This window comes from Arthrobacter sulfonylureivorans (assembly GCF_047607445.1).
GTDB lineage: Bacteria > Actinomycetota > Actinomycetes > Actinomycetales > Micrococcaceae > Crystallibacter > Crystallibacter sulfonylureivorans_A.
In genome coordinates this window covers 1-13,054 of record NZ_JBLKRT010000022.1, presented here as the reverse complement: position 1 = coordinate 13,054, position 13,054 = coordinate 1, and the positions used below count along the sequence as shown (strand labels likewise).

Genomic DNA, 13,054 nt, shown 5'->3' with positions numbered 1-13,054 from the left:
CCGTGCGCGACGTTTTGGCTGGGTTGCTGCCCGGCTGGCAGGCGGGGGAAACGGCCGGCTTGGCCACCGTGGTGCGTACCTTTAAGTCAGCACCCCGGCCGGCGGGCGCGTCGATGGCGGTCACCGCCGCCGGGGAAGCCATCGGCTCGGTGTCGGGAGGCTGTGTGGAAGGTGCGGTCTACGAACTCGCTACCGAGGTGACCGCCAGCGGCCAGCCTGCGCTGGTGCGCTATGGCATTAGCGACGACGAGGCGTTCTCGGTGGGCCTGACCTGCGGCGGCATCCTGGACGTCTTCGTGGAGCCGCTCTCCCGCGGGACCTTTCCGGGACTCGATGAGGTCGCCGCCGACATCGCCGCCTCCCGCCCGGTAGGCATCGCCACGGTGATTGAGCACCCGGATCCTCAGTGGCTGGGGCGCCATTTGGTGGTCCGGCCGGATGGCTTCGACGGCGACTTGGGAACCGAACGCGTCAACCACGCCGTCGCAGACGACACCTTGGGTCTATTGGCCGCAGGACGGAACTCCACGCTGACCTATGGGCCCGACGGGCACCGGCGCGGCGAGGGGATGCGGCTCTTTTTCGGCAGCTTCGCGCCCCGGCCCCGAATGCTGGTCTTCGGCGCGATTGACTTCGCTGCCGCCCTGGCGCGCATGGGAAGTTTCCTGGGGTACCAGGTCACTGTCTGTGATGCCCGGCCGGTCTTCGCCACCCGAGCGCGTTTTCCGGAGGCGGACGAGGTGGTGGTGCAGTGGCCGCACCAGTACCTGACCGAGCAACTGCAGCAGAACCTGCTGGATGAGCGGACGGTCATCTGCGTGCTGACCCACGACCCGAAGTTCGACGTCCCGCTGCTGGAGGTGGCGCTGCGCGGAAGCAAGACCGCGTACGTGGGAGCGATGGGTTCACGGCGCACCCACGACGACCGCCTGCAGCGGCTGCGCGAAGCAGGCCTGAGCACCGAGGAGCTCTCCCGGTTGCACAGCCCGGTCGGGCTGGACCTCGGCGCGCGCACCCCGGAGGAAACCGCGGTGTCCATCGCTGCCGAGATCATCGCCAGTCAATGGGGCGGCGGCGGCCAACCGCTTGGCGAACTCAGCGACCGGATCCACCATGACGAGGCGCATGAGCCTCAACCGCAAACCGAACCATCTCTGCAGCCCGGTCGGTCAATCTGATCCCTTCCGGCCAGACGATCTTCACGTCCACCGGGCGGACCGCGGGTTCGATGGGCAAGGCGGTGAACGGCCTGCCCTCGTACGTGGCGTCCCCGGCCGGCCGCTGCACCAGCACGGAGTAGCCGATGCCGCGCCCTACCAGCGAACGGGTCAGTTCGAAGTCCGTGGTGCGGTAGCGGATCTTGGGCACTACCGACGCGTCGCGGAACACGGACATGGTGTGGTGGCTGCTCGGCGGGGCGTCCAGCAGGATCATCGGTTCCTCCGCCAGGTCGGCCAGTGCCACCGTTTCCCGGCTGGCCAACCGGTGGCCCGCCGGCAACAGCGCATAGGCCTGCATGGTGTCCAACTGCACCGACTCCAGCCCGGGCCGCAGGTCCATGTCATACACAATGGCCACATCAAGTTCACCGGCGACCAGCTTGTCCTGGACGGCGTCCTGGGTACCTTCGACGAAATCCAGCTGCACTTTCGGGTGCTCGGCGGCAAAGAACTCGAGCAACCCGGGCAGGATGGTCGGCGCCAGAGTCAGGTAACAGCCCACCACCAGCGGCCCCGCCAGCTCTCCCCCGCCGCTGCTGGTGCTGAGCTCCAGCTCCTCCGCCTCGCGCAGGAAAGCCGCCGCCCGGGCATGCAACTGCCGGCCGGCCGGGGTGAGGGTGACTCCGTGTGCCTTGCGGCGGACCGTCAGCTGCGTGCCGAAAATCCGTTCCAGCTCTTTCACGGCGGCGGCCACCGCGGTCTGCGAAACATGCAGTTCGTCAGCGGCGGCGGCAATAGTTCCGCTCTCCGCCACCGCGACGAAGTACGTCAGCTGCCGCAAGGTATACCGGACCATTCAAATCTCCAGCCGTGCAAGCGATAAACCACACCTTTTCGGTGGATATTTCCACAAAATATGAACTTTACCGGCGGATATGTCTGCTGTCACACTCATTCGAGACACACCTCACGCCTCCGGCACGGGGTAAGCCGACCAGCTTCCGGGACAGCGCGTCCCGGCCGCGACACATCAGGAGACCGAGCATGACCGCCGCCGCTACCGAAGCCCACCCGGTTCCCACCGCGGATTGGGTCACCATCCCGGATCTCTACCGGAATCCGTATCCGATCTACCAGAAGATGCGTGCCGAGTCCCCGGTGCACTGGGTGCCCGCCGTCAACCGGTACATGGTCACCAGCTACCAGGCCTGCCATGTAATTGAACAGGACCAGGAGCGCTTTTCCGCCGACGAGACCAACTCGCTGATGAAGCGGGCCATGGGACACTCGATGCTGCGCAAGGACGACCCGGAACATGATGTGGACCGGAAGTCCTACGGCAACGTGCTGCGACCCAAGGCGATCAAGGAACACTGGAACGCCATTTTCCAGGCCAACAGCGACAAGTACTTGGCGCAGTTGAAGGCCGCCGGACCGGGCGCCGACTTCATCTGGGACTATGCCGCTCCCTACGCCGCGGAAAACCTGCGCCTCATCATGGGCTTCCACAACGCCACCCAGGAAGACATGCAGCGCTGGTCGCAGACCATGATTGACGGCACCGGCAACTACGCCGACGATCCCGACGTCTGGGCCAAGTCGGAACAGTCCTACAACGAAGTGGACGATGCGATCGACGAGATCCTGCCCTACCTGCGCAAGAACCCTGATGCCAGCCTGCTCTCCGGCATGACGTCGATGCCGATCCCGCTCGAAGCCATCCGGGCGAACATGAAAATGACCATCGGCGGAGGGCTGAACGAACCGCGCGACGTCCTGGGCACCACGGTGTGGGCCCTGCTGGACAACCCGGATCAGCTAGCCCAGGTTCTGGCCGACGAGACACTGTACGCCCGGGCGTTCGAAGAATCCGTCCGCTGGGTGGCACCCATCGGCATGTACCCGCGAGAGACCACCGCGGACACCGTGCTGGAAGGCGTGCAGTTGCCGGCCGGCGCCCGGCTCGGCATCGTCGTGGGCGCTGCCAACCGCGACCCGGCGGTTTTCGAAGATCCGGAGTCGTTCAACATCAATCGAGAGAAGAAGCCGCATCTGGCCTTCGGCGGCGGCAACCACTTCTGCGCAGGCGCCTGGGTGGCCCGGGCCTCGGTGGCGCAGATCGCCATGCCGCAGGTCTTCCGCGAACTGCCCAACCTCCGCCTGGACCCGGACAACGCTCCAGTGGACGCCGGCTGGGTCTTCCGCGGCATGACCAAAATGCCGGTGCTCTGGGGCTAAAACCCCAAGCCCTGCATTATCCCCGCCCTCCACCACCACCTCTACAGCAAGGACAGACTCCCCCATGGCAAAGATCAGCTTCCACCACTCCGACGGCAACGTTGACGTCCTGGACGTGGACCCCGGCACGTCACTGATGCGGGCCGCGGTCACCAACGGCGTGGACGGCATCGTCGGCGAATGCGGCGGCCAGGCCATGTGCGCCACCTGCCACGTCTACGTCCGGCCCGAGTACCTCGACGGGCTGCCGGACATCGGCGACGACGAGGAAGAGATGCTCGAGTGCACCGCCGGCCCCCGCGACGAGACCCGCAGCCGGCTCGGCTGCCAGCTCACGGTGGGCGATGGACTGGAACAGATCGAAGTGGACGTCCCCGACGACCAGATCTAGGCCCGGCGGTCCCGGCACCCGGGGACAGAGCGCTGCCGGGTCGTGCCGCTCTGCCGCCCCGGCCGCGCTGCCCCGGGGCGTGGCCGGCCCCGGGGCGCCCCGACCACTGTGAGCGAGCCGCAACCTAAGCTGACCAAAGCCGCCGCAGCTATCGCCCACGGGTGCGCCGTACTGCACCTACGATCAAGGTTCAGCCCAAACAAGGAGAAGAATCTTGGCGAATATCACCTACCACCACGCCGACGGGAACGTCGACAGCCTCGACGCCGAGGTCGGCATGACGGTCATGACGGCTGCGGTGATCAATGGTGTGGACGGCATCATCGGTGAATGCGGCGGCCAGGCAATCTGCGCCACCTGCCATGTTTACGTCCGCGACGAATACCTCGACGGCCTGCCCGCCATCAGCGGCGCCGAAGAAGAAATGCTCCAAGCCACCGTATCTCCCCGCAACCCGGCACGCAGCCGACTAGGCTGCCAGCTCACGGCCGGAGACCACTTCAACACCATCGAAGTCGACATTCCCGACGAACAGGACTGATCCGGCCACCGCGGCCTGGCTCCTTCCCCCCTACCGAAAGGCCCTCCATGAACGCGATAACTAATCCTGACAACGTGGTTGTTGTTGGCAACGGCCAGGCCGGCATCCAGCTGGTGGATTCGCTGCGCAAGGAAGGCTACACCGGCGCCATCACCCTGATCGGCGAGGAAACCCACCACCCGTACCAACGCCCGCCGCTGTCCAAGGACTACCTCGCCGCGGGCAAGGACCCGGTCCCGCTGCCGCTGCGGCCGGAAAAGTTCTTCACCACCCACGACGTCGATGCCCGCCTCGGCGTGCGCGTCACCTCGATCGACCGCACCGCCCGGACCGCCACCCTCGACGACGGCACCACCCTGGCCTATTCCAACCTGGTCCTGGCCACCGGCGCCGCCAACCGCGAACTCGCCGTGCCCGGCGCCGACCTGGCCGGCATCCACGGACTGCGCACCCTCACCGACGCCCAGGCCCTGCACGCCCGCCTCGACACGGTCCGCTCCGTCGTCGTGATCGGTGCCGGCTTCATCGGCCTGGAATTCGCCGCCGCCGCCCGCGCCCGCGGCCTGGACGTCACCGTCCTGGAATACGCCGACCGGCCGATGGGCCGCGCCCTGACCCCGGTGATGAGCGGTTTCTTCGCCGACGCCCACCAGCGCCTCGGCGTCACCCTGCGGCTGGGCGAAGGCATCGCTTCCTTCGACGGCAACAACGGGCACGTCACCGCCGCGGTGTCCACCACGGGGAACCGCTACCCCGCCGACTTGGTCCTGGTCGGCGTCGGCGTCACCCCGCGCACCGAACTCGCCGCCGCCGCCGGCCTGAACGTGGACAACGGCATCGTGGTGGACGGCAACCTGCGCACCAGCGACCCGGACATTTACGCCCTCGGCGACTGCGCGTCCTTCCCCAACATCCACGCCGGCACCCGCACCCGGCTCGAATCCGTGCAGAACGCCACCGACCAGGCCCGCCACGCCGCCGTCGCCATCCTCGCCGGCCGGCCCGGAAGCGAACCCGGAGCCAGCACCGGTGCCGGCGCCGGCGCCGAGTCCGGAAGCATACCCGGCAGTGAGCCCGCGGGCGGCACAGGCACCGGCACCGGACTTGGAGGCTACGCCGACCTGCCCTGGTTCTGGTCCAACCAAGGACCCCTGCGCCTGCAGATCGCCGGCCTGGTGGCCCCCGGCGACCAGACCGTACTCCGCGGCAACCCGGCCGAGGAGAAGTTCTCCGTCTTCTGCTTCCGCAACGGCAGCCTGACCGCCGTCGAGTCCGTCAACCAACCCGCCGACCACATGGCAGCCCGCCGACTCCTCACCGCCGGCCTCCCCCTCACACCCGACCAAGCCGCCGACCCGGACTTCGACCTCAAGACCTACTCCAAACAACAACCCGCCACCGTCTAACGCTGCCGCTGGAGCGCCACTGCCGAGCGCAGCAGCTGGGCCACTACGGCCCGGCGTTCCTGCCACCTGCGAGGGTCATTGCCGCTGCTGCGCGCCATCACCCAGCGCTGCAACTGGAGCGGCCCCGGTCTGGCGTTCCTGCTACCTGCAAGGGTCAGCGCCGCTGCCGCGCGCGATGACCAGCGCAGCAGTTGGAGCTTCTCGGTCTGGCCGCCATCATCATTCCGGCTCTCGCAGTCGCTGCCGCCTCGGCCACCTCGGCCGCTGTGTCCCAGCAGCTAAGGGCGGCCGCTGGATTACTGCGCGTGCGCGCTTTTACCCGATGGCGCTTCCGCTGAGCGCCCTGACCGCATGGCCCAGCACGGCCTCTGCGCGCGGGCTGAGCACCATGGTCTCGGGCCAGATGGCGCACATCGTGGTGCGGGATGCCGGAGGGGACAGCGGACGGACCGCCACGCTCCTGCCTTCTACGGTCACGGCGGGAGCTTCCGGCCGTGACATCAAAAGCGCGTAGCCCAATCCTCGGCCGACCAGCGCCTGAACCAGCACCACTTGCGGCATGGACGACACAATGCGGGGACGGAGACCGCGGTCGGCGAAGACCCGGTAGGTGTTGGCGGTGCTGGGGCTCGATTCATACATGATCAGAGGTTCTTCGGCCAGATCTGCCAGATCTACGGTGGGATGCGCGGCCAGCGGGTGCTCCGGCGGCAGCACCGCCTGCAGTTCAGTCTGGTAAATCGTGCGCTGGTGATAACCGGCCGGGAGCTCCATGTCGTAGACCATGGCCAGGTCCAGTTGGCCGGCATCCAGCGCAGGGAGCAGTTCGTCATGGGAACCGACTGTCACGTCCACGCTGATGCCCGGGTATTGTTCCGGCAGTTGGTCGAGCACCGAGGGCAGGACCGTGCTGGCGAAGCTCGCAAAGCAGCCCAACCGAACGGGGCCCTTGAGTTCACCGGCGGCGCCGGACAGATCATTGATGAGGGCGTCGGCGTCGCGCAACAGCTGGCGCGCACGTTGGGCAAAAAACTGCCCGGAGGGGGTCAGCTGCAGGCCACGCGCTTTCCGCCGCACACACAGCTGTTCTCCGGCGGCACGCTCCAGTGCCGTGATGGCCTGGGACAACGCGGATTCGGAGATGCGCAGGCTCGCTGCCGCAGAGCCCAGCGTCGAATGGTCGGGCAGGGCCGCAAAAAGCTCCAGTTGCCGCAGCGTGAAGTCCACCAAAGTTCTTCAGTCCCTTCAAAGATCTTCACCGGTTTTCTGAAGTTTACCGATAGAAGTAAGACGTGTCACAATAAGTGATAACTTCAATAGTTGCGTCCGTCACAGATGGCGGATCCTGTCTACGACGGTGCAACCGCGGGCCTTCACTCCGATTCCGGCCACGGAATCGATCGGCGCCGACTGCCACCGCCGTCGTCGTTCCTATCCCCTTCGCCCCATCAACACCACGCCGAACTCCTCGACGTAACCGTTCCTGAAGGAAACCATGAGTACAGCAGTTTCAGGGCATTCGACTGGCGCCAACCAGCGTCGCGTCGCGTTTGCCACGATCATCGGCACCACCATCGAGTGGTACGACTTCTTCATCTACGCCACGGCGGCGGGACTGGTCTTCGCGCACCTGTTCTTCGAGCCCGCCGGTGAGTCCATCGGCCTTCTGCTCGCCTTCGCGTCCGTCGGCATCAGCTTCCTGTTCCGACCGCTGGGCGCCTTCCTGGCCGGCCACTACGGCGACAAGCTCGGCCGCCGCGCCATGCTGGTGATCACCCTGATCCTGATGGGCATTTCGACAACGTTGATCGGTGTCCTGCCGACCTACGAGACCGTGGGTGTCCTCGCGCCGATCATGCTGCTGCTGCTGCGTATCCTGCAGGGCATTTCCGCCGGCGGCGAATGGGGCGGCGCTGTCCTGATGGCCGTGGAGCACGCTCCGCGCGACCGCCGCGGACGCGCCGGCTCGTTCCCGCAGCTGGGTGTCCCGCTGGGCATGCTGCTGGCCTCCGGCGTGATGACGCTGATGACCGGCGTCATCTCCCCCGGCGAGGCCTTCCTGGAATGGGGCTGGCGGATCCCGTTCCTGCTCAGCATCGTGCTGATCGCGGTCGGCTACCTGGTCCGCCGGGCCGTGGACGAGTCGCCGGTCTTCCAGGAAATTGCCGACAAGAAGCAGCAGCAGAAGGTCCCCGTCGTCGAGCTGTTCCGCAAGCACTGGCTGCTGGTCATCCTGGCCGCCCTCGTCTTCGCCGGCAACAACGCCGCCGGCTACATGGCCACCGGCGGCTTTATCCCCAGCTACGCCACGTCCGACGCCATCGGCATGGAGCGCACCGACGTGCTGCTGGCCATCACCTTCGCCTCGGCCATGTGGTTCATGTTCACCGCCATCGCCGGGATCCTGGCCGACAAGATCGGGCGAAAGCGAACGTACCTGATCGGCTTCAGCGCCCAGTTGCTGACGGTGTTCCCCCTGTTCTGGCTCATCGACACCGGTTCGCTGGGCATGCTCTACCTCGCCGTCGGCCTGTTCAGCGTGGGCCTGGGCCTGGGCTACGGCCCTCAGGCTGCCTGGTACAGCGAAATCTTCCCGGCCTCGGTCCGCTACTCCGGCGTCTCGATCGCCTACGCCCTGGGCGCGGTTCTCGGCGGCGCCTTCGCCCCGACCATCGCCCAGGCCTTGATCAACGCCACCGGAGCCAGCAGCTCGGTCTCGATGTACCTCTTCGGCATGACCGTCATCTCCATCATTGCCGTGCTGATCCTGCGCGACCGCCCGGGGATCGATCTGTCGATCAAGAACCAGGCCGAGCAGGAAGTCGGCGCCACCATCTTCGACAAGCGTCGTGGCGTCTCCACTGACGACGCCGTCAAGGTGGGCGTCTGAACACAACGGCTGCGCTGATTTAGCGCTGCTGACCATCAGGCGGGTGCCCTGCCGGAAGCGATTCCGGCAGGGCACCCGCCTTTTGTGCGTGCGCATGTCCTGTGTCCGAGTCCTGCCCGCCGTCATCGGCGTAGGCCAACGGACGGCTGCGAAGGAGTTGGACCGACTCCGGCCGCGGCGGCCCGAGCTACCCGGCGGTGATCTGCCAGAGGTGCTCGTCTGGGCCGGCGAAGACGCGAAGTCAGGCGGTGTTCTCGGGAGACGTTCTTGAACGCAGCGCTCCCTGCTCCAAACGGCAGCGTTCTCCTGCAACGCTCTCCGCGATCTAGGCAGGCCGCGTTCTCGGGTGGAGTTCTCAGGCGGCGTTCCGCGCTCCAGGCAGGCCGCGGCGCTCTCAGGCGGCGCTGTCCTGGCTCCAGCCGCGTGCACGGAGCGCCGCCAAGATTTTCTCGACCGCTCGCTTGGCGCCGTTGGCCATATGCCGGTTGGAGATCCGCACTTCGTCCAGTCGGCCCTCCTCGCTCCAAACAGGCGGCGTTCTCAGGCCGCGTTGTCCTGACTCCAGCCGCGTGCACGGAGCGCCGCGGCGATTTTCTGGACCGCTCGTCTGGCACCGTTGGCCATATGCCGGTTGGAGATCCGCACTTCGTCCCAGTCGGCGGCCCGTACGCGTTCTTCCCGGTCAATGTCGCGGGCGATCTGGCCGGATTCACCGTGACCATCACCGTCGTACTCAATGGCGATCCGGTACTCGGGTAGCGACAGGTCAGGGGAATGCAATATGTCGCCGTCGTCGTTCCTGATGGGCTGATTCACTGCGGGTTCCGGCAAACCGGCCCGAGCCATAGCCAAACGCAGCCTTGTTTCCGGCGGCGAATCGGCTCCTACTCGGGACAATGCCAATGCCCGACGGGCCTTCCGCAGACCGCGCTTGCCGGGATGCAGATCCAAGATGGCTTGCAGTTCCACCTTCGTAGCGAACGGCTCAAGCCGGCCCTCGAATTCCGGCCGTGGACGGCGGATCAAGTGGTCGGTGATAACTACCAAATCATCAAGGCCGAGCTTCCCAGCCAGATCGAGCCAGGTGCGGGCCCGGGTGGTAAGGAACACCCCGTCCACAACAGTGACCTCGCCGGGCAGCATCCGCGAACGATGGCCAACGACCCCGTCCCGCTGCATGCGCCCGCCGGTACTGGGGCGAGAGATGTGGACGCGTCGGTCAAAGGCATGACGCTCAGGTTCCGGGAACTTCCACAGAAGCGCTGCGGTGTCATGGGACGCTGCGCAGCGGCCACTAATCCGGGTCAAGGGTCTGACCAGCGCCACCAAATCAGGTTCTGCCTCCCGGTGCAGTCGGATACCGCGGCTGACTCGGACCAACGTCAGACTATCCAGTTGTCCCCTGGTCAGCCCCGCGGTGAAAGCGTCGCCGAAGGTGAAGGCTGAGTTCTTCAGGTGTGCGGGCAGCCGAGGAGGCCTCCCACGCCGTTGCCGGGCTGATTCCCCAGTTCCCTGGACCTGATCTGCCTCGGTTCCGCTGCAAGTCAGCGGGGTGCTTTCTTGTCCGGGTTCATTGGATTCGAAGGGCATACCGCATTATCCGCAACGGACGTTTACAGCGGAGGCGTTTTCCACAGGTGACATTCACGGAGCGCGTCCAGAAGTCGCAGTCATGGGCGCATACCCAGGGTCGCATCTACAGCTCGCATCCATCGGCCGAGCAACCGAGTGTCATCTACACACCGCATCCAGTGGAGAGAAAACGGGATAATCTGCAGCTGTCATGTCTCAGGTGCTCGTAGACAGTTCCTGTCTCAGGTCTCCATGGACAGTTCCTGTCTCAGGGGTTGGTAGACGATTGCCGTCGGGGTGGTCCGTTCTTACCGGGTTGCGTTTTCGTTTCCTAACGGCTGCGGCGGGATCGGCCATGATCCCGGCTGGCTTGCCGTTGCCGACGTAGCGTGTTCCCTTCGGGGGCCGGGGATGACTGATGATCTCGGCGCCGCGGGAGTCGAAGAACAGAATCTCAACGTCGTCATACAGGATGTGCACCGTTGAACCGATGTAGTCCTTGCCCAACATGAACTTGGTTCCTAGGACGGTGGCGTTTCCCATGGCCCCGACTATGCGCTTGGTGCTTTGCCTTCCGGCCTCTGTAGCGGCGGTTTCCGGTGGCGATGGTGCCGGCGCTTTGGGCGTGGCTTCCCAAGCATCTTGGGGTGTCATGTTCGGTGGCAGGGACTGGTGGACGCGTTCGGTGTTGTAGTAGCGGTCGAAGACATCGATCTGCGCCTGCAGGACGGCCATGGACTCGGCCGGCGGCTGCCGGTGAAGATACTTGTGCAGCGTCTGATGAAAGCGCTCGTTTTTGCCTTGGGTCGTCGGCTTGTACGGTTTGCCGGTGATCGGTTCTACCCCGCGGGCCTTGAGAAAATCAACGAGCGCACCGCGTTGGCCGCGCCTGGTCGGATTCAGAGCCGCACCGTTGTCGGAAAGAAACTTCTGCGGCACGCCATGGCGTTCGATGGCCAGCGTGACGATTGCGATCGCAGCCTCGCTGGTCTCACCGGAAGCTACCAGCGAGGCCAAAGCCAAGCGGGAATGATCGTCCACGAGTTGAAAGACCGCTACCGTTTTTCCGCACGCCAGCGGCCATTCCGTGGAATCAATCTGCCAACATGCATTCGGCTGCGGGTAGGTGAACCGCTGGAAGGAACTGCGTGGCCGCTTCCTTGGTTCCGGGACCACGGCACCGGCCCGGGAGAAGATCCTGGCCACGGTCGCCCGGGAGGGAGGCTCGAAGCCTTGGCGTCTCAACTTTGCGATCACCGAGAGCGGACCATGATCGAACCCTCCCTCTTCCAAGCTGACACGAGTCGCCAGCAACAGCTCCACCATGACCGGCGGGGTTGCCGTGGGAGTGCTGCGCGGGATCGGCAGTTTCTTCTCCAACGCCTTCACCACGCCCACATCTGCGGCCGCCCTCCGGACTTGGTAGAACCAAGCCCGGGAGACCTTGTGGGTTCTACAGAACGCGGTGACTGCTCCACGAGGAGCATCTTCTGGCCAGGTAGCCACGGCATGACGGACCTTGATATCCGGTTGTGGGTTGCTCACACATCAGAGCAAAACCCGCGCAAGTGTCCACCAAGTCCTGAGACACTGTGTCTACACAGTCATGAGACATAACTGTCCAATAAGTCATGAGACTTCACAGGGATAATCTGCAGCCTTTTATCGGCGTTTCTCTCCAGTGGATGCCAATCAGCCCTAAAGCGGCGGCTCGAGACGTACCAGGCGGTCACGCGGAAGGGCCCCACCCGGCACCGCAAGCTCCGGGCAGCCATACAGAAGGGCCGCACCGCGCTCTGGCGATGCGACCCTTCAAGGCACTACCTTCGTGGCGTCATGAGTGCACGCCGGCTTAGCGCGCTTGGCGTTCGGCGGCTTCCACCACGTTGGCCAGCAGCATGGCGCGGGTCATCGGGCCGACGCCGCCGGGGTTGGGCGAGAGCCAGCTGGCCACGTTGCGGGCCTCGGGCTCCACGTCGCCGGTCACCCGGGCCTTGCCTTCCTCGTCCTCAACCCGGCTCACTCCCACGTCCAGCACCACCGCGCCGGGCTTGAGGTCGGCCGCCTTGATCATGTGCGGCATCCCTGCGGCGGCAATGACGACGTCGGCCTCCCGCAGTTCCGCGGCCAGGTCGACAGTCCCGGTGTGGGCCAGGACCACCGTGGCGTTGATCGTCTTCCGGGTCAGCAGCAGCCCCAGCGGACGGCCCACGGTGACACCGCGGCCCACCACCAGCACTCGCTTGCCGGCCAGTTCAATGTCGTGGCGGAGCAGCAGCTCCACGCATCCATGCGGGGTGCAGGGCAGCGGCGAGTCCAGCGGCTCGCCCACATTGAGCACCAGCCGGCCCAGGTTCATCGGGTGCAGACCGTCGGCGTCCTTGGCCGGATCGATCTTTTCCAGAATGCGGTTGGTATCGATGTGCTTGGGCAGCGGCAGCTGCACGATGTAGCCCGTGCAGGCCGGATCCGCGTTCAGATCATCGAGGACGGCTTCCAGTTCTTCCTGCGAGATGGTGTCCGGCAGGTCCCGGCGGATGGACTCGATGCCCACCTCGGCGCAGTCCTTGTGCTTGCCGCCCACATACCACTTGCTGCCCGGATCCTCGCCGACCAGCACGGTGCCCAGTCCGGGCACGATGCCTTTGGCCTTGAGCGCCGAGACCCGCTCGGTGAGTTCGCTTTTGATCTGCGCCGCGGTGGCCTTGCCATCCAGCACGCGCGAGGTCGGCGGGGTTGAGTACAGGTTCATATCACCACTCCTCGTGGCCCGGGTAGAGCGGGAAGTCGTCGGCCAGTTTCTTCACGCGGGCCCGCAGCGCGGCAACATCGGCGCCGCCCTTGAGCGCGGTGGCG

General features: G+C 65.8%; 11 protein-coding genes. 6 read left to right on the top strand and 5 right to left on the bottom strand.

Features of this window, described 5'->3' with window-relative positions; genetic code table 11:
• Window positions 1–2: 2 nt before the first annotated feature.
• Entirely contained in the window at window positions 3–1,178 is a 1,176-nt protein-coding gene (locus tag ACMX2H_RS11670) for an XdhC family protein (protein ID WP_414960660.1), read from the top strand.
• Here ACMX2H_RS11670 and ACMX2H_RS11665 read toward each other — a convergent pair.
• Window positions 1,096–2,016 (bottom strand): LysR substrate-binding domain-containing protein, encoded by a 921-nt coding sequence (locus tag ACMX2H_RS11665; RefSeq protein ID WP_414960659.1) that lies wholly within the window; start codon window positions 2,014–2,016, stop codon window positions 1,096–1,098. The two genes, ACMX2H_RS11670 and ACMX2H_RS11665, sit on opposite strands and share 83 nt — an antisense overlap.
• A 188-nt stretch (window positions 2,017–2,204) precedes the next feature.
• On the opposite strand from ACMX2H_RS11665, the gene ACMX2H_RS11660 reads away from it, so the two are divergent.
• The 4 genes from ACMX2H_RS11660 (at window position 2,205) to ACMX2H_RS11645 (ending at window position 5,736) form a co-directional block, all read left to right on the top strand.
• Entirely contained in the window at window positions 2,205–3,398 is a 1,194-nt protein-coding gene (locus ACMX2H_RS11660) for a cytochrome P450 (protein WP_414960658.1), read from the top strand.
• Between the two features lie 64 nt (window positions 3,399–3,462).
• Window positions 3,463–3,789 (top strand): 2Fe-2S iron-sulfur cluster-binding protein, encoded by a 327-nt coding sequence (locus ACMX2H_RS11655; protein ID WP_414960657.1) that lies wholly within the window; start codon window positions 3,463–3,465, stop codon window positions 3,787–3,789.
• Window positions 3,790–4,003: 214 nt separating this feature from the next.
• A complete protein-coding gene (locus tag ACMX2H_RS11650) occupies window positions 4,004–4,330 on the top strand; it encodes a 2Fe-2S iron-sulfur cluster-binding protein (protein WP_414960656.1) in 327 nt (108 codons plus the stop codon).
• Window positions 4,331–4,377: 47 nt separating this feature from the next.
• Complete coding sequence (locus tag ACMX2H_RS11645; protein WP_414960655.1) at window positions 4,378–5,736, top strand: NAD(P)/FAD-dependent oxidoreductase; 1,359 nt, start codon at window positions 4,378–4,380, stop codon at window positions 5,734–5,736.
• 315 nt (window positions 5,737–6,051) lie between these two features.
• On the opposite strand, the gene ACMX2H_RS11640 is transcribed toward ACMX2H_RS11645, so the two are convergent.
• Window positions 6,052–6,963: a LysR family transcriptional regulator gene (locus ACMX2H_RS11640; protein ID WP_414960654.1), complete on the bottom strand. Its 912-nt coding sequence runs from the start codon at window positions 6,961–6,963 to the stop codon at window positions 6,052–6,054.
• Between the two features lie 268 nt (window positions 6,964–7,231).
• On the opposite strand from ACMX2H_RS11640, the gene ACMX2H_RS11635 reads away from it, so the two are divergent.
• Window positions 7,232–8,626, top strand: a complete 1,395-nt coding sequence (locus ACMX2H_RS11635; protein ID WP_414960653.1) for an MFS transporter — start codon at window positions 7,232–7,234, stop codon at window positions 8,624–8,626.
• 540 nt (window positions 8,627–9,166) lie between these two features.
• Here ACMX2H_RS11635 and ACMX2H_RS11630 read toward each other — a convergent pair.
• The 3 genes from ACMX2H_RS11630 to ACMX2H_RS11620 form a co-directional block, all read right to left on the bottom strand.
• The gene (locus ACMX2H_RS11630; RefSeq protein WP_414960652.1) at window positions 9,167–9,805 is read right to left on the bottom strand and encodes an endonuclease domain-containing protein; all 639 of its coding nucleotides are present in this window, start codon (window positions 9,803–9,805) and stop codon (window positions 9,167–9,169) included.
• Window positions 9,806–10,414: 609 nt separating this feature from the next.
• The gene (locus ACMX2H_RS11625; RefSeq protein ID WP_414960651.1) at window positions 10,415–11,743 is read right to left on the bottom strand and encodes a DDE-type integrase/transposase/recombinase; all 1,329 of its coding nucleotides are present in this window, start codon (window positions 11,741–11,743) and stop codon (window positions 10,415–10,417) included.
• A 307-nt stretch (window positions 11,744–12,050) separates the two neighbouring features.
• Window positions 12,051–12,950: a bifunctional methylenetetrahydrofolate dehydrogenase/methenyltetrahydrofolate cyclohydrolase gene (locus tag ACMX2H_RS11620; RefSeq protein WP_414960650.1), complete on the bottom strand. Its 900-nt coding sequence runs from the start codon at window positions 12,948–12,950 to the stop codon at window positions 12,051–12,053.
• Window positions 12,951–13,054 lie beyond the last annotated feature (104 nt).